The following is a 16,754-nucleotide window of genomic DNA, read 5'->3' as shown; positions in this document are numbered from 1 at the left end:
CCAAGTCTTACTTGATTTCGTCAGCCTTGTGATCAACCGTCTTGCTGTCGGTCGATGCGGGCGGCGTTGCGTCGTCGTCAGCCATGCCCTTCTTGAAGCTCTTGATGCCCTTGGCAACATCACCCATCAGTTCCGGAATCTTGCCGCGGCCGAAAAGAACCAGGACAATGACCAGAACGATAAGCCAATGCCACACACTGAAAGAACCCATAACCGAAACTCCTGAATTGCGCTTTTAACCGATGTAAGATGTTTATTGCTGTTTTTCAAACACCAAAATGCACGCCCCCGCAATTGAGGAGTTGTCGCAGGTCAAACTCCCGCGAGGTTTTCCAGCATTTTAGTTTTATTAGTCGTCGTCGCCGGCGCCACCGGGCATCAACAGGCCCAGTTCCTCCAGATCCAGTTGCGTGATCGGATCTTCTTCATCCGTCAGATCATCGTTCATGGATGGAATCGGTATGCCGAAATTGGCCGGAATACGACCGGAAAGCAGCCCTGCCCCCTTCAGTTCTTCGAGACCCGGCAAGTCGCGCAGTTCCTCAAGACCGAAGTGATCGAGAAAATCGACCGTCGTGCCCATGGTGACCGGCCGACCCGGTGTGCGCCGGCGCCCGCGAAACCGCACCCAGCCCGCTTCCATCAACACATCCAGTGTTCCCTTGGAGGTTTGCACGCCACGGATTTCTTCGATTTCCGCACGCGTGACCGGCTGGTGATAGGCAATGATTGCAAGGACTTCCAAGGCCGCACGCGACAGTTTGCGCGGCTCCTTGTCTTCAGTGCGAATGACGAATGACAGGTCACTGGCCGTTCTGAAAGCCCAGTTCCCGCCGATCTGGATAAGATTGACCCCGCGGTTGTTGTAGGCAACCTTCAAGCGCCACATCAGTGCCGACACATCCATGTCCTTGGGCAGACGTTCGGCAATGAAGGCTTCCGAGACCGGCTCGGCAGAGGCAAACACCAGCGCCTCGGCAATACGTTCGGCTTCACGCTCCACGCGGCTCAGGGCCACCTGTGGTTCGGTTTTCACCACGTCCGCAATGGTGTTGTCGTCCATCGGTTCATGGTCACTCATTCTCGGTATCCTGATCAGGCTGGCCTAGCACCGGTTTGCCGGTGCCCTTGCGCATAAAAATCGGCTGAAAGGCGCCATCCTGCCGTATTTCCAGAGTGCCTTCCCGCACCAGTTCCAGCGATGCGGCAAAGGCGCTGGCAATCGCGGTCACACGGTGTGCAGGGTCGGCTATATATTGCAACAGATACTGGTCGAGCGCTGTCCAGTCATCGATATCGCCCAGCAACGAGGTCAGCAGCTCACGGGCATCGACCAGCGACCACACCTGACGTTTTTCAATCGTCACATGGGTAATGGCGTGGCGCTGCCGAAGCGCTGCATAGGCACTCAGCAGATCATAGAGATTGGCCTCGAACACCGACCGACTGGTATGGGGAATATGCTCCGGTGCGCCACGCACGAACACGTCACGGCCCAGACGATCGCGGTTGACCAACTTTTCCGCCGCCTCACGCATCGCCTCAAGGCGTTTCAGGCGGAAGGCCAGCGTTGCGGCCATTTCCTCACCGCTTGGGCCCTCATCCTTGGCCTGTTGCGGAATCAGAAGCTTGGATTTCAGAAAGGCAAGCCACGCCGCCATAACCAGATAGTCGGCCGCAAGCTCGATGCGCACCCGCCGCGCCGTATCGACGAAGGACAGGTATTGTTCGGCCAGCGCCAGCACCGAAATGCGCGACAGGTCCACCTTCTGGGTACGGGCAAGATGCAGCAATAGATCGAGCGGGCCTTCAAAGCCCGCAACGTCGATCATCAGCGCAGCTTCACCCGTGGCCCGCTCGGCAGTGTTTTCCTGCCAGAGCTTGTCCATAGGTGTGCTGTTGCGGGACTTGTCTGCCGCCATCTTCCCATCCGCCGGAAACCGGCCTGTTTTACCTGATGATATCAGGCAACTGCCCACATTGCGTTGAATTCTGCTCTCAGCGCCGCTTCATCGCCGCCATCAGCCTGCTGGAAGCCCGCTTCAACTGCCTTCGCACGCTCCAGAGCGCGTCCAGACAGGACCGGCACTTCTTTCACGACCGCAAGCATTTCACTCATCACGCCGTTGCAATGCAAGACCATATCGCAACCGCCTGCCACAATATTGGCGGCGCGCTCGCCCAATGTCCCGCGCAGCGCATTCATCGAGGTGTCGTCAGACATCAACAGGCCATCAAAACCGATGCGGTCACGGATGATCTCGTCGATGACCTTTCTGGATGTGGTGGCCGGTGCATCCGGATCGATCGAGGTAAACACCAAATGTGCGCTCATTGCCATCAGTTCCTTGTTCAGGGCACGGAATGGCACGAAGTCATGTTTGTCCAGATCGTCCACCGGCACATCGACAACCGGTAGCTCATGGTGGGAATCCACCATGCCGCGTCCGTGGCCGGGCATGTGCTTCATCACAGGCAACATGCCGCCGGCTTTCAGGCCATCCGCCGCCGCCTGCCCCATCAGCGACACAGTCTCGGGATCAAAGCCATAGGCGCGGTTGCCGATGACATTGCTGGCGCCAGGTACCGGGACATCCAGAACCGGCAGGCAATCCACTGTTATGCCGAACTTCATCAGATCAAAGGCATGCAGGCGCGACATCAGCCAGGCGGCGCGCAGCCCCTTTTCCCGGTCTGCCTTGTAGATTTCACCCAAGGCATCCGCCGAAGGATAGGCCTGCATGATCGGCGGCTTGATACGCTGTACGCGTCCACCTTCCTGGTCGATCATCACAGGCGCATCGGGGCGCCCAATCGCGTCCCGCATAGAAGCCACAAGATCGGATATCTGATCCGGCTCTGCGATGTTGCGGCCAAACAGAATAAATCCCCACGGACGTTCCGCTTTGTAAAAGGCAACTTCCTCAGGCGTCAGTGTCAGGCCACTGCATCCCAAAATTACGGCTTTAGATTCTGTCATGGCGCTCACCGGCTTCATGTGGAGGATTGGATGTAATGATCGGCTGTACCGATCGGGCAATAAAAAACCGGGAACGGCAAGCGCACCCGGTTTTTGAATTTTATGCCATCAGCAATTAGCGGGCAATCAGGCAGCTTCCGCCAGCGGCACGGTAACGTTCGCACAGTGCTGCGGCTTCATTCTTGTCGCCAGCTGGAATGCGAACCCGGTAGTAGGTTCCCTTGCCAGCAACTTCCGCTGCCTTGATGTCAACGCCGCGACCACCAATAACTGAACCGAACTTGCCGGAGAGGCTCTGGTAGGACTTCTGTGCTTCAGCCTGGCTCGGCAGCGAGGCGATCTGCACATAATAACCACCGGTCGAGACGGTGTTCTGCACGGGGGCAGCCTGCTCAGGCTGTGCTGGAGCAACCGGGGCCGCAGGTGCTGTTGCAACTGGCTGGCTGGAGGTAACGGCGGCATTTGCCTGCTGTGCGGCCGGACGTGCCGACGGTACAGGCGCGCCGTTGTTGGCAGCAGCTGGAGCCGTTGCGGCAGGTGTTGCCACGGCAACCGGGCTGGTTTCGATCACCTTCGGCACATCGTTGGCAGCCGTGGCATTGTCAGCGGTGCTCAGAGGTGTTGGCTCCGGTGCAGCGTTGGATGCTGGTGTTGCCGGTGTCGTAGTTGGCGTCTCTGGCACTTCCTGTGCGACGAGCGTGCCATCAGGCTTGACGATCATCGTACGGACCTTGCGTGGAGATACGGCAGGTGCATTGCTTTCGGATTCGGATGCACGGGCTGGTGCATCATTCTGCGCCAGCAGGCGTGGATCTTCGGTTTCACCAACCGGCGTACCCATGTTACCGAAATCGCTTTCGTCCTCACCTTCCATCGGCAAGTTCTCAGGGATCAGCGTCTTCTGCACAACATCAACCGGCTCTTCACTGGAAGAGATCAGCGACGACTGCTTGGGATCAGCTGCGGTCTGGCCAGCAACACGGTCATAAACCGCCTTGTCCTGGTTCGGCACAGTCTTGCCACCTGGATTTTCAGGCACTTCCTTGACCGGATCATTGTCGGCAGAAATGATGATTGGCGCACCGTTGCCGGACGTCTGCGAACCACCGGACATCAGCGCGTAAACACCACCGGCAACCAGAACAACACCGAGAGCGGCCACCGGAACGATCCAGCGACGCGAACGGCGCTCTTCGTTTTCATATGGCGGCATTGGCTGTTCATGGAGGTTCTGCGGAGCATGCTGCTGTTCAGCCCTGCCCTCAGATGCCGCCTTCATGCTGTGGCGGAAATCCTCTTCCAGCGCCTTTTCAAAATCATCCAGATTTTCAAATGGTGCTGCGGCCTGCTGCAAACGGGCAGCGGACTGGTTTGGAGCATTTCTGTTGCGATCAAGACCGGCTGGCGTGGATGCAGGCGTAAACAGTGCTGCAAGCTCGGTGTCGAGGTCCAGATCATCATCATGACGGCGTGGGGCCGGCTTCGGCTCAAACACGCCAACTGGCAGATCCGGCACTTCCATCTCACCAATGGTTTCCGGACGATCTTCGGTGTCGCCAATCTGGCCGTGGTCGAATGGCAGCGGCTCAAGCTCTACTGGCGCAGGGGCTGGTGCCCGTGCAGCAACTGGTGCCGGAGCAGGCTGGGCAGGCTGCGGCGCATAAGAGAATGACTGCGGAGCTGTGGCAGCAGGCTGCGTTCTCTGCGGAGCAAAGGCAGCAGCGGCAACCACTGGAGCCGCAACAGCGGCAACTGGCGGTGCCGGTACAGCCACAACGCGTGGCATTTCAATCGGCTTTGCGGCGACCGGCTCAACATTGCCGATGTCGGACAGATCGAAATCCAGATCGATATCATCAAGCGCCATTTCGAACGCATCATCCGCAAAGGGCTCGAACTCAGCGGCAGGTGCGGCGGCAACAGGAGCAACCGGCGCTGCCTGAGCAGGTGCGACAGGCTTTGGCGCCTGTGGCGTCGCCTGGCTGCGTGGAGGCTCGTAGAAGGACGGCGCAACCTGGAAGACATCAGGGCTTACGGGCTCGGCGCGCTGCAGAAGCGGCGCAGCCGCAACAGGTGCAACCGGGGCAGCTGGCGTAAAGACCGGCTGCTGGGCGGCGGTATTGTCGTTGCGGACGGAATAGTGATCAACGTCATAAAGCAGTTCATCCATTGGGGAAAACGGTGCTTCAGGCGCCTGAGTGACAGGTGCTTGTGCGAGAGGAGCTTGGGCAACCGGCTCGGGCGCAGGCTCGAACACTGGCTCAACCGGCACTTGACGCACAGGCTCTGCCTGCGGACGCGGCGCAACCGGTGTGGCGCGTGAGCCGAAGTTTGCCAGCGGCAAACGCAGACCCGACACTTCCAGCGACGAACGGTGCAGATGCGGAGCGGCCTGCGGCGTTGCGGTAGGAGCCGCTACCGGTGCCAGTTGTGGCACGGTGTTCTGGGCCTGCAAGGTGGATGCCATTGAGCCAAAGTTCAATTCCAGCTCATCGGCCAGATTGAAGGCAGGCTCGACACGCGGCAGCTCAGGTTCTTCCTGTGCAGGGGCTGGCTCTGCAGCAACACTGACTGGGGGCAACTCTAAGGAAGGCTCGCGATACTCGACCACACCAGGTTCGCTGACGTAGTTCCAACCACCCTGCTCCGGAATATTCACGTCCGGTTCTGGCGCGAACTGCGGCTCTGGGTAATCGGGTTCGGCAGGCTTCGCGTAAGCCGCAACTTCCTGCTCGTAGGAAGGCGCAAAGGATGGCTCCGGCTCGTCGTAAACGGCAGGTGCCTGAACGACAGGTGCCTGGGGCTCTTCGTGATAGCTTGGTTCAGGCTCGTAGCGCGGCTCTTCCTGATAGACAGGGGCCGGTGCGGATGGCCGTTCAAAAGACTGCGGCGGTGCCACCGGCTCGCGCGGAGAAAACTCGGCGACAGGATCCAGGCGTGGCGCATCGTAAATCTCGAATTCGCGCAACAGCTCGTCTTCGAGATTGAATTCAGGTTCCCGTCTTTCAACCTGCTGCGCAGGTGTCTGCGCAGCAACAGGAACGACATGTGAAGGACGTTCATCGAAACCGACGATACGGGTCAGTTCCGCCAAGGGATCATCCTCGGCGAATACATCACTCCGAGCGTCTCGATTATACGCGGCGTTTTTCTCGACCATTTCACGTTCCACTATCTACGCATTACGGCTTTTGCCAGCGCATTGTGGGTAAATGGTGACGCTTTAGCGCATTTCGGCCGGTGCATCGGCCCCTACGAGGGCCAGTCCGGACTTCAAAACATTCGCGACAGCATTCACCAACCCAAGTCTGGCAACGCTTAATTCTCGGTTTTTATCGTTAACAAATCGTAATTCAGGCTGATCTTTACCTTTATTCCAGTGTCCGTGGAACGAACTTGCCAGATCATAGAGGTAAAATGCCAGTCTGTGCGGCTCTTGAGAAGAGGCTGCAGATTCGATCAGACGCGGATATTCCGCCAGCTTGGCAATAAGCTGTAACTCATTGACATCGCTGATCAAACCTGCACCGCTTGCGAAGCCAGCCGTGCTGACGTCGAGGTCAGGAAATGCCTCTTTCGCCTGACGGAAAACAGACATGCAACGTGCGTGAGCATACTGCACATAAAATACCGGATTATCTTTCGATTGTTCCGTTACTTTGGCAAAATCGAAGTCAAGCGGCTCAGAATTCTTGCGATAGAGCATCATGAAGCGAACCGGATCACGGCCGACTTCATCTACAACATCGCGCAGAGTGATGAAGTCACCGGAGCGCTTCGACATCTTGACCGGCTCACCGTCACGGAACAGCTTGACCAGCTGGCACAGCAGGACCGTGAGCTTGGACTTGCCCTCGGAAACCGCACGAGCAACCGCCTCAAGGCGCTTTACGTAACCGCCATGGTCTGCGCCAAGCACATAAACCATTTCAGTGAAACCACGGTCAAACTTGTCCTTGAAGTAGGCAACGTCAGCCGCAAAATAGGTGTAGCTGCCATCCGACTTGATCAACGGACGGTCCATGTCGTCACCCACCTCGGTGGAGCGGAACAGGGTCTGTTCGCGGTCTTCCCAGTCCTCCGGCAACTGGCCCTTTGGTGGCGGCAGCGTGCCCTTGTAGACATGGCCCTTGAAGGTCAGGTCATTGATGGCCGACAGAATAGGACCGGCATTGCCGGCATGCAGCGTGCGCTCGGAATAGAACACGTCGTGCTTGACGTTCAGCGCTTCCAGATCTTGCCGGATCATCGCCATCATTGCGGTGATGGCCTTGTCCTTGACGATCGGCAGCCACTTTTCTTCCGGCATGGCGCGCAGCTTGATATCGTATTCGTCCGCCAGTTCCTTACCAACAGGCACGAGATAGTCCCCTGGGTAAAGACCCGGTGGAATGGCGCCAACATCTTCACCCAGCGCTTCGCGGTAACGCAGGAATACCGACCGCGCCAGAACCTCGATCTGCGAGCCGGCGTCGTTGATGTAGTATTCCTTGGTCACGTCGTAACCGGCAAATGACAGCACGTTGGCAAGCGTGTCACCGACAACGGCACCACGGCAGTGGCCAACATGCATCGGGCCGGTCGGGTTTGCCGAAACATATTCGACGTTGACCTTGTGGCCCTCGCCCATTGTCGAGCGGCCAAAATCAATCCCAGCCTCGATCATTGCCGACAGCAGGCGCTGCCAGTAACCGACGGAGACCTTGATGTTGATGAAGCCTGGGCCGGCAACATTGACGTCGGCAACGTCAGGTTCACCCTTCAACTTCTCGACAATGATTTCTGCCAGGGCACGCGGGTTGGTGCCAAGCGGCTTGGCCAGCACCATTGCAGCATTGGTGGCGACATCGCCATGGCTTGCATCGCGAGGGGCTTCAACGGTTACTCGGCCGAAATCAACGGCTGCGCGGTTGTCCTTAACGATATCGATCGTTTCGAGCGCGTTTTTGATTCTGGTATCGAAGTCGGCAAAAAGGTTCATTGCATCCACCTGCGCGAACGGGTTTCCATCCGTATCCATGGTTAAAGAAGTTGAGGCGCTGCCTATCGCAAATCAGGGGTATGGTCAAACAATCGCTGGTGCGCCTTCAGTGCATAACTGTCGGTCATGCCCGCGAGATAATCGCCCACATGCCGTGCCAGCTGCCCTTCGCTGAGGCCAGCAATATGGTCAACCCAATAATGGCCCTGCATTTCCTTCGGGTCCTGCATGTAGCGCTTGAACAGATCGCAGACGATCTGCGTTGCCCCGGCGCGAACGCGCATGATTTCGGGATGACGGTAAATGTGCCCAAACAGCAGCTTCTTGATCTGCTTGTCGGTCTCGGCCATACCTTCAGAAAATGTGGCAATGGTAATATCGGCGCCGCGCACATCTGCGGCACTCTGCGGATTGACGACAGACAGATTGTGCTGCGTGACGGCAATTACATCCTCGACCATGCGGGTAATCTGCCGGCGCATGATTTCATTGGCAAAACGTTCGCCATCGAGATTTGGATATTTGGCGCGCACCTCCGCCATCAGCCCGGCCAGAAACGGCACTTCTTCCAGCATCTCAAAGGTCAGATAACCGGAGCGCAGGCCATCATCGATGTCATGGGTATTATAGGCGATATCATCTGAGATGGCCGCGACCTGCGCCTCAAGGCTGGCAAAGCTGCCAATTTCCAGATCGTTCAGCTTGCAATAATCAACGATCGGCAATGGAACCGGCCCACGCAGCCCCTGCCCGTTGGCGTCGACCAGCGGACCATTGTGTTTGACCAGACCTTCCAGCGATTCCCAGGTCAGGTTCAGGCCATCGAAATCAGCGTAGCGGCGTTCCAGCTTGGTGACGATGCGCAACGACTGGGCGTTATGGTCAAAACCACCATAGGGTTTCAGCATTTCGTCCAGCGCATCTTCGCCGGTGTGGCCAAACGGCGTATGGCCAAAGTCATGCACCAGCGCCACGCCTTCTGCGAGGTCTTCGTCCAGCTTCAGCGCACGCGCCAGCGCACGGGCAATCTGCGCCACTTCAACCGTGTGGGTCAGACGTGTGCGGTAATGGTCGCCATCAGGGCTGATGAATACCTGCGTCTTGTGTTTCAACCGGCGGAACGCCGTTGTGTGCACGATGCGGTCACGGTCGCGCTGGAATTCGGAACGGGTCAGGCTGGATGGTTCAGGAAAAAGGCGGCCGCGTGTCGTCCACGGGTCAGCAGCAAACACTGCCCTCTCACCGCTTCCAAAACCCAATGCACGCTGATCAATTCTCATGTCTCACCCTGTTCTCGACTGCCATTGACGTTTCACACCCACATTCATACCTATGCTAAGGCCTGTCGCATAGTAACGGAAACACAGACTTTTCCTTCAAGCAGGGTATAGACCTCTTCTTTGAGTGTTTTATAATTGCGTTTAAACAAATCTCTCCGGACCTTGACCCCGGCCATGAGGACAACATGACACAGATAGACGTAACCCTTTCCGAATCGGCCGCCAAGAGAATCGCCGAAATCGTCAGCGCAGACGCCGGCAAGCAGGCCCTTCGCGTTTCCGTGGAAGGTGGCGGCTGTTCCGGTTTCTCCTACAAGTTTGACCTTGAGGACACACAGGCCGACGACGACGTGGTGATTGAACGCGACAATGCCAAGGTTCTGATCGACAGCATGTCGCTGATCTACATGGCCGGCTCCGAGATCGACTTCGTCGATAATCTTCTCGGTCAATCCTTTCAGATAAAGAATCCGAATGCGGTTGCAAGTTGCGGATGTGGAACGAGTTTTTCCGTTTAAACCCTTCCTGTGAGTTCAGCGGTAAAACGGGTGTCAATTGCCTTTTCATCGGGTAAAGATAGACCTTGAGAAAAACGGGGTATCCGATGAAAATCGCCACATGGAACATCAACGGCGTCAAGGCACGCATTGAAAACCTTTGCCAGTGGCTGAAGGATTCCAGTCCGGACATCGCCTGTCTGCAGGAAATCAAGTCCGTTGATGAAGGTTTCCCTCGCCTCGAAATCGAAGCCCTCGGCTACCACGTGGAAACACATGGCCAGAAGGGCTTCAATGGCGTTGCGCTTCTCTCTAAGATCAAGCCGGACGAAGTGCGCCGTGGCCTTCCAGGTGATGATACCGATGAACAGGCCCGCTTTATTGAAGGTGTATTCTCGGTCAAGGGCGGCGTCATTCGCGTCTGCTCGCTTTACCTGCCAAACGGCAACCCGCCGGACGACCCGGTAAAATACCCCTATAAGCTGCGCTGGATGGAGCGGCTGCGCGCCTATGCAGCTGAACGTCTGGAGCTTGAAGAGCCGTTCATTCTGGCCGGAGACTATAACGTCATTCCCGAACCCTATGACTGCCACGACCCGAAGGTCTGGGAAGGCGACGCGCTGTTTCTGCCGCAGACACGGCAGAGTTTCCGCCGTCTGGAAAATCTCGGTTTTGTGGATGCGGCCCGTGCGACAACCGATGCGGCGGGACTTTATTCCTTTTGGGATTACCAGGCTGGCGCATGGCCAAAGAACAACGGCATTCGCATCGACCACCTGATGTTGTCGCCGGAAGCCTCTGACAAATTGCAGGCTGTTTCGATCGAGAAACATGTGCGCGCCTGGGAAAAGCCATCGGACCATGTGCCGGTTTGCGGTTTCTTCAACTTCGCCAGCTGATCTTATCAGCCTGCGGTCGCGCAGGCTTCACTCACCCATGAATTTATGCGTTCACATCCGTCGCCACCTCTCAGGTGGCGGCGCTTAAAAGGCGTGAGCCTGTTACAGGGATAATCCTTATCAGGGATCAGTCCAAATTGCCGGAGCGGATGCTCTGGGCAAGCGAGATGGCGTCACGGCGATCACCCTCACCAGCTACCGCAAAGGCCTGTTCCTGCAAATCCTGAACCCAAGGGCATTCAGAAGGGTTGCAACGATCAAGAGCTGCGGTCATGAAGGCAAGTCCGCGTACGGTCTGGCCTTCCTGGAAGATAACATTGCCAAACACCGACATCGCACCAGCATGGCCGTTGCGGCGCGCCTGGTTCAGCCACTTCTTGGCCTGCATGGCATCCGCTCGACCGCCCTCACCCGCCAGAATCATCTGGGCAAGCTGGAACTGCGCTTCTGCAACGCCAAAGGTCGATGCCACCTGGAAGTAGATCTGGCGGGCCTGCGACATATCAGGCTTTACCGGGCTGCCCGGAATGCCATGGCGATAATAGTCAGCCAGCGACAGCAGAGCGTTCACGAAGAAGCCTGTGTCTTCAGAACCGGGTTCTACGCCCTGGCTGGCAATTTCATTGTAGATTTTGAAGGCTTCGAAGTCATTTTTGGCGACACCGTCACCATAGGCATACATGTTGGCCAGTGCCCAGCGGGAGCCTGTGTGGCCCTTTTCGGCCGCATAACGATAGGCTTCTACCGCGTCTTCCTTCTTGCCGTTCTTGTAGGCCTTGAAGCCGAATTTGAAGAGGTCGAACGGTCCGGATTCCTTCGTGACACCCGCATTGATATCGAATGCAGCTGCAGGCATTGCCAAGGAGGCAATGAGGAAACCCATACACAGGGGTTTCAGGATGTTGGCTTCACGTTTCAACATTTCACCGAACTTCTTTCATTCGTCTCGGCGTATATCCAAGACCGCTGTCACACTGCAAAGACAAACCGCAGTCATTTGCGATTTTCCGAGGCGACTGCGTCTTTCTGGCCGCAGTTATCACTACGCGGTCATTTGGAAGCCGAGTCCAATTCCGTGTTTCACGGGAACAGATATAGGAAACATTTCCGGCAAGATAACGGCGTTTACCAACAGCCTGTGTGGCAGTTGCAATCGATGGAGATGCCCGTCTCCGCTGATAAGCCTTACACCCTGAATTCAAAACCGTTTTCACTTTCACCACGTTCACGGATGCTACGCGACACGCTTGCCCCCCGGCAAAATCGCCACCCGTGAGAATAGCGAAACGCTTCCTTTGTGGCGGGAAATGGACAAATGTGCCTCTCTCTCACCGCGTGCATAAGGTTGCAGAAATGTGTTGCTAAATCGTCACAATTTTAGGCGACAAAAAAAGAAAGGCCCGGCAGGGACCGGACCTTTCACTTTTCCAATTAGACACCAGTCTGCTTCAGTAAATGGCGTCGATCAGAACTTGACCTTGATGCCGGTTGAGATGGCCGCCACGACGTCGTTGCCGAAGTCATAACCAGCCTCATCCCCACAGATCGCCGTTCCCGTTCCACAACGCGCACCGCCAATTGATGAACTACCCGAGGTCAGCAGACCAACCGCACCGGCGATCTTGAACTCAATGTTCTTGTTCGGTGAATAGATCAGCTGTGTGCCGAGCATCCAAGTGTCTGTCTGTGTACCGATGACGGTCGAGGTGCCACGATCCCAGGTGACGCTAACCGCCCCACTCCACTGATCGTTGAACTTGTGCCCAACACCACCTGAAACAGTCCAACCATCACGGTAGAAGAGGTCAAGAGTGTTAAGCGAACTTGCTCCAGGAACGCAGGGAGAAACGCCAACAGGGCAGAACGGTACGACCTGGATCTGGCTCCAATCGGTCCACTTGACGGAACCGAAGGCCAGCCAGTCCGGTGCGATACCGGATTGCAGCTTCAGCTCAAGACTGTCCGGCATGGAAACCGATCCATAGACAGGAGTAATCTTGCCGCCGTAAATGGCCAGTGGCGTGCCAGCCACAGCAGGTAACCCCGTCAAATCAACGTTACCAGTGAGATCGTGATCAACAGCGCTGTTATAAACGAGGCTCGCACGGAATGCTATTTCCGGGATTTCATAGGCAATGCCTGCGCGCCAACCCCAGCCATCACCCTCCATATCTAGCTTGCCGATACCTGAGTACAGACTGGGATACGCCGGACCCAAAGCAGCGGGGGCGAGAACCTGGCGATACTTGTAGCCGCTGATTTCCTGATAGAATGCACCACCGATGATCGAGAAATCGCCCTTGCCAGCTTCAAATTTGACTCGGCAAGTCGCTGCATAATTATTCGACTTGACCTTGGTTTCAATATTGTAGCTAGCACCTTGCCAGATACCAGGGTTGAGATCCGCACCCCAAGGCTGCGAATAGTCGAACATGCAATCGCCTAAATCGCCGATCGAGGCCTTCATGCCAATCCGTGGTGACCAGTAACTTTCAGCATCGTCCGCAGAAGTGCTCCAGCTTGCTGGCAATGGAATAGCCACGCCAAGAGCAGGACTCTTTAACGGATTATCGACCGCGTTCTTAACTTTGCGGTGCGGCATCACGAAGGTGCCGGAAGCATCCAAGGCGTAATCTGAAGGTTCGAACAGAAGGTCGATGTTGTAACCACCGCGCTCCAAACCGCCAGCAAAGGACGGCGATGCAACAATGCTGCCTGCGACAAGGCACAATGCGCCTTTAATAAATCCACGTTTTGCCATCTCTCTCCCCAAACAAGGCAATGTGATGGTGAAACAGTGAAGCTGTTCGCCCAAAATGACAATGCCAGAATTTTGCCTGCTACCTTTAGATTAGCTCAAAAGTTTTACGTAAGTTTTTGATAAATCCAAAAAAAAACAGGTCATTTGGGACGAGATTCCAACATAACTAGAATTTTAGACAAAACGCAGAAATAAATTCTACCGAACCCGCAAACTGTAACATTATCACTACAGCTTGGGCATTCGGGAAAATATCGCGAAAAACTGTAACAGCCGATACAGTTTTCGACTTTTCTCGAGGTTTGCCAGCCCTTTGACGTGGAATGGCTGACCCTTTAACCGCGAAACATTGGAGCGTTCGGCCAGCGCGCCAGCACCCTGCCGTTACCACCATGAGGCAGCAAAAAAGGCGCATCCCTTTCAGAATGCGCCTTCGTAATTCGTATTTGAGCAGCAGATCAGCTGGCCTCGTTAACCCGTGTCAGCGCGGTCTTGAGGTTGGCGATCTGTACTTCCAGCTCGGCGTTGCGCTCACGGTCTGCTGCAACAACTTCCGGATCGGCATTGGCAATAAACTTCTCGTTGCCAAGCTTCTTGGCAATACGGTCAATTTCAGCCTCAGCCTTGCCGATTGCCTTTTCGAGACGGGCCTTTTCAGCCGCGACGTCGATCAGGTTGCCAAGTGGCAGGCATGCAGTTGCCTCACCGACGATGATCTGCGCCGAACCCTTCGGTGCGGCGTTGGCCAGCGTGATGTTTTCTGCACGGGCCAGACGACGAATGGCAGCGTCATGACGTTCCAGACGCGACTGGGTCACGCCATTGGCGCCAACGACAACCAGCGGCGCTGTCGCACCCGGCGGCACGTTCATCTCAGAACGGGCCGAACGAATGCCGGTGACGAGATCAACCAGCCAGTTGATTTCGGCCGCAGCAGCGGTGTCGGTGAATTCTGGCGTTGGCCAAGCGGCATGGCACAGCAGACCGTCACGGCTTTCGCCTTCTTCGACCGTATGCGCCCACAGCTCTTCCGTCATGAATGGCATGAACGGATGCAGCAGCTTGTAGATTTCGTCCAGAACATAAGCCGCGCACGCCTGCGCTTCGGCCTTTGCCTTTTCGTCGTCACCGCTGAAGACAGGCTTGAGCAGTTCCAGATACCAGTCGCAGAACTGGTTCCAGACAAAGCGGTACAGCGAGCTTGCAGCATCATTGAAACGATAGTTGCCGACGGCTTCCGTTACCTCATTTGCCGTAACGGCAAGTTCGGTCAGGATCCAGCGGTTGATGGTCAGCGTCGTTGTTTCCGGCAGGAACGCCTTATTACGCTTCACGCCATTCATTTCCGCAAAGCGTGTCGCATTCCACAGCTTGGTGCCGAAGTTACGATAACCGGCGATACGGGCAGGATCGAGCTTCACGTCGCGGCCCTGCGCTGCCATGATCGACAGCGTAAAGCGCAGCGCATCCGCACCATATTCATCGATCAGTTCCAGCGGGTCGATGACGTTGCCCTTGGACTTCGACATCTTCTGGCCGTTCTTGTCACGAACCAGCGCGTGGATATAGACCGTGTGGAACGGCTCTACCGGCACACCGGCGTCATCCTTCATGAAGTGCAGACCCATCTGCATCATGCGAACGACCCAGAACGGAATGATGTCAAAGCCGGTTACCAGAACATCGGTCGGGTAATAACGCGCCAGTTCCGGTGTCTGCTCCGGCCAGCCAAGCGTCGAGAATGGCCACAGTGCCGACGAGAACCAAGTGTCGAGAACGTCTTCGTCACGGGTCAGGATTTCACCTGGCTTGAAGTTTTCAAGCTTTTCCTCAACCCAGGCCTTCCATGGACCTTCGTGAGAAATGTAGTGCTGGATCGCAGCCTGCAGGGCCTCTTCTTCCGTCTTTTCAACGAAAACCTGGCCATCAGGGCCGTACCATGCCGGGATCTGGTGTCCCCACCACAGCTGGCGCGAGATGCACCATGGCTCAATGTTTTCCAGCCAATTGAAATAGGTCTTTTCCCAGGATTTCGGAACGAACTTGGTGCGGCCGTCACGAACCGCCTCAATAGCAGGGCCAGCCAGCGTCTTGTTGTCGACCCACCACTGTTCCGTCAGGCGTGGTTCGATCGGCACGCCACCACGGTCGCCATGCGGCACCATGTGCTTGTGCGGCTCGATCTTGTCGAGAAGGCCGGCATCCTCGAAAATCTCGACGATGATTTTGCGGGCCGCAAAACGGTCCTGCCCTTCCAGGCGATCCCAGGCACCGTGAAGTGCTGCCGGATGGTCGAGACCTTCCAGGAAGTCTTCATTGTCCTTGATGGTGACCGTACCGTCGACATTGAGAATGTTGATGGCGCGCAGGCCTGCACGCTTGCCAACTTCAAAATCGTTGAAATCGTGGGCGGGCGTGATCTTGACCGCGCCGGTACCGGCTGTCGGATCAGCATAGTCATCGGCAACAATCGGAATCTTGCGGCCAACGATCGGCAGTACGACGTGTTTGCCGACGATTGCCTTGTAGCGCTCGTCTTCCGGGTTCACCGCAATGCCGGTATCGCCCAGCATGGTTTCCGGCCGGGTCGTGGCAACCACGATGTAATCGCGGGTTTCATATTCCGTTGGCTTGCCGTCTTCATCAAAGGCAACCGGGTACTGGTAGGTAACGCCCTTTTCCAGCGGATAACGGAAGTGCCAGAGATTGCCCTTCACTTCCAGCTGCTCAACTTCCATGTCGGAAATTGCCGTCAGAAGCTTGGGGTCCCAGTTCACAAGGCGCTTGTCCTTGTAGATCAGGCCATCCTTGTAGAGGCTGACGAAAACTTCCAGAACAGCCTGCGACAGGCCTTCATCCATTGTGAAACGTTCGCGCGACCAGTCACAGGAGGCGCCAAGGCGCTTCAGCTGGTTGAAGATCAACCCGCCGGATTCGGCCTTCCATTCCCAGACCTTGTCGATGAAGGCTTCACGGCCCATCTCGCGACGGCCAGGCAGCTTCTGTTCGGCCAGCTTGCGTTCAACCACCATCTGCGTGGCAATGCCGGCATGGTCCATGCCCGGCTGCCACAGCACGTCCTTGCCGCGCATGCGCTCAAAACGGATCATGATGTCCTGAAGCGTATTGTTCAGGGCATGACCCATGTGCAGCGAGCCAGTGACATTTGGCGGCGGGATGACAATTGTGAAGGTTTCAGCGCCGGGTGCCGCGTTGGCACCGGCACGAAACGCATTGGCGTCGTCCCATGCTTTGGCGATTTTCGGTTCAACCGAAGCGGAATCGTAGGTCTTTTCGAGCATTTCCTGACCTGAAATTTTGAGTTCTTGTATTTGTTTTTAAATAAGGATGGGCGG

At 56.4% G+C, this 16,754-nt stretch carries 12 protein-coding genes; 2 read left to right on the top strand and 10 right to left on the bottom strand.

The annotated features are described in order from the left end of the window. Positions 1 to 7 precede the first annotated feature (7 nt). The 7 genes from IB237_RS06175 to IB237_RS06145 form a co-directional block, all read right to left on the bottom strand. Positions 8 to 211, bottom strand: coding sequence for a twin-arginine translocase TatA/TatE family subunit (locus IB237_RS06175; protein WP_192487679.1), 204 nt, complete (start codon positions 209 to 211; stop codon positions 8 to 10). Positions 212 to 349: 138 nt separating this feature from the next. Continuing rightward, positions 350 to 1,081: an SMC-Scp complex subunit ScpB gene (gene scpB, locus IB237_RS06170; protein WP_192487678.1), complete on the bottom strand. Its 732-nt coding sequence runs from the start codon at positions 1,079 to 1,081 to the stop codon at positions 350 to 352. Next, on the bottom strand, positions 1,074 to 1,922 hold the full coding sequence (locus IB237_RS06165; RefSeq protein WP_192487677.1) for a ScpA family protein: 849 nt from the start codon (positions 1,920 to 1,922) through the stop codon (positions 1,074 to 1,076). The genes scpB and IB237_RS06165 overlap by 8 nt, the downstream gene beginning before the upstream one ends. Positions 1,923 to 1,963: 41 nt before the next feature. Continuing rightward, the gene (gene nagZ, locus IB237_RS06160; protein WP_192487676.1) at positions 1,964 to 2,980 is read right to left on the bottom strand and encodes a beta-N-acetylhexosaminidase; all 1,017 of its coding nucleotides are present in this window, start codon (positions 2,978 to 2,980) and stop codon (positions 1,964 to 1,966) included. Between the two features lie 115 nt (positions 2,981 to 3,095). Then, a complete protein-coding gene (locus IB237_RS06155) occupies positions 3,096 to 6,140 on the bottom strand; it encodes an SPOR domain-containing protein (RefSeq protein WP_192487675.1) in 3,045 nt (1,014 codons plus the stop codon). A 63-nt stretch (positions 6,141 to 6,203) separates the two neighbouring features. Further along, a complete protein-coding gene (gene argS / locus IB237_RS06150; protein WP_192487674.1) occupies positions 6,204 to 7,961 on the bottom strand; it encodes an arginine--tRNA ligase in 1,758 nt (585 codons plus the stop codon). A gap of 62 nt (positions 7,962 to 8,023) precedes the next feature. Further along, positions 8,024 to 9,241: a deoxyguanosinetriphosphate triphosphohydrolase gene (locus IB237_RS06145; protein ID WP_192487673.1), complete on the bottom strand. Its 1,218-nt coding sequence runs from the start codon at positions 9,239 to 9,241 to the stop codon at positions 8,024 to 8,026. A gap of 185 nt (positions 9,242 to 9,426) precedes the next feature. Here IB237_RS06145 and erpA point away from each other — a divergent pair, with 185 nt between their 5' ends. Both erpA and xth read left to right on the top strand, forming a co-directional pair. Further along, a complete protein-coding gene (erpA, locus tag IB237_RS06140; protein WP_192487672.1) occupies positions 9,427 to 9,759 on the top strand; it encodes an iron-sulfur cluster insertion protein ErpA in 333 nt (110 codons plus the stop codon). A gap of 86 nt (positions 9,760 to 9,845) precedes the next feature. Then, on the top strand, positions 9,846 to 10,637 hold the full coding sequence (gene xth / locus IB237_RS06135; RefSeq protein WP_192487671.1) for an exodeoxyribonuclease III: 792 nt from the start codon (positions 9,846 to 9,848) through the stop codon (positions 10,635 to 10,637). A gap of 127 nt (positions 10,638 to 10,764) precedes the next feature. Here xth and exoR read toward each other — a convergent pair whose 3' ends face one another. From exoR to IB237_RS06120, 3 genes are all read right to left on the bottom strand, one after another. Beyond that, the gene (exoR, locus tag IB237_RS06130) at positions 10,765 to 11,559 is read right to left on the bottom strand and encodes an exopolysaccharide production regulator ExoR (protein ID WP_192487670.1); all 795 of its coding nucleotides are present in this window, start codon (positions 11,557 to 11,559) and stop codon (positions 10,765 to 10,767) included. A 543-nt stretch (positions 11,560 to 12,102) separates the two neighbouring features. Next, positions 12,103 to 13,398 carry an outer membrane protein transport protein gene (locus tag IB237_RS06125; protein ID WP_192487669.1) on the bottom strand — a complete coding sequence of 432 codons (1,296 nt, stop codon included), beginning with the start codon at positions 13,396 to 13,398 and terminating at the stop codon, positions 12,103 to 12,105. A gap of 458 nt (positions 13,399 to 13,856) precedes the next feature. Continuing rightward, the gene (locus IB237_RS06120) at positions 13,857 to 16,700 is read right to left on the bottom strand and encodes a valine--tRNA ligase (RefSeq protein ID WP_192487668.1); all 2,844 of its coding nucleotides are present in this window, start codon (positions 16,698 to 16,700) and stop codon (positions 13,857 to 13,859) included. Positions 16,701 to 16,754: the final 54 nt, after the last annotated feature.

Source organism: Agrobacterium sp. AGB01, assembly GCF_014851585.1.
Classification (GTDB): Bacteria; Pseudomonadota; Alphaproteobacteria; order Rhizobiales; family Rhizobiaceae; genus Agrobacterium.
Note: the sequence above shows the minus strand (reverse complement) of the source record. Positions and strands in the feature narration are given on the sequence as shown.

Coding starts and splice junctions, on each gene's coding strand:
- IB237_RS06175 (WP_192487679.1), bottom strand. CDS start 211: ATGGGTTCTTTCAGTGTGTGGCATTGGCTTATCGTTCTGGTCATTGTC.
- scpB (WP_192487678.1), bottom strand. CDS start 1,081: ATGAGTGACCATGAACCGATGGACGACAACACCATTGCGGACGTGGTG.
- IB237_RS06165 (WP_192487677.1), bottom strand. CDS start 1,922: ATGGCGGCAGACAAGTCCCGCAACAGCACACCTATGGACAAGCTCTGG.
- nagZ (WP_192487676.1), bottom strand. CDS start 2,980: ATGACAGAATCTAAAGCCGTAATTTTGGGATGCAGTGGCCTGACACTG.
- IB237_RS06155 (WP_192487675.1), bottom strand. CDS start 6,140: ATGGTCGAGAAAAACGCCGCGTATAATCGAGACGCTCGGAGTGATGTA.
- argS (WP_192487674.1), bottom strand. CDS start 7,961: ATGAACCTTTTTGCCGACTTCGATACCAGAATCAAAAACGCGCTCGAA.
- IB237_RS06145 (WP_192487673.1), bottom strand. CDS start 9,241: ATGAGAATTGATCAGCGTGCATTGGGTTTTGGAAGCGGTGAGAGGGCA.
- erpA (WP_192487672.1), top strand. CDS start 9,427: ATGACACAGATAGACGTAACCCTTTCCGAATCGGCCGCCAAGAGAATC.
- xth (WP_192487671.1), top strand. CDS start 9,846: ATGAAAATCGCCACATGGAACATCAACGGCGTCAAGGCACGCATTGAA.
- exoR (WP_192487670.1), bottom strand. CDS start 11,559: ATGTTGAAACGTGAAGCCAACATCCTGAAACCCCTGTGTATGGGTTTC.
- IB237_RS06125 (WP_192487669.1), bottom strand. CDS start 13,398: ATGGCAAAACGTGGATTTATTAAAGGCGCATTGTGCCTTGTCGCAGGC.
- IB237_RS06120 (WP_192487668.1), bottom strand. CDS start 16,700: ATGCTCGAAAAGACCTACGATTCCGCTTCGGTTGAACCGAAAATCGCC.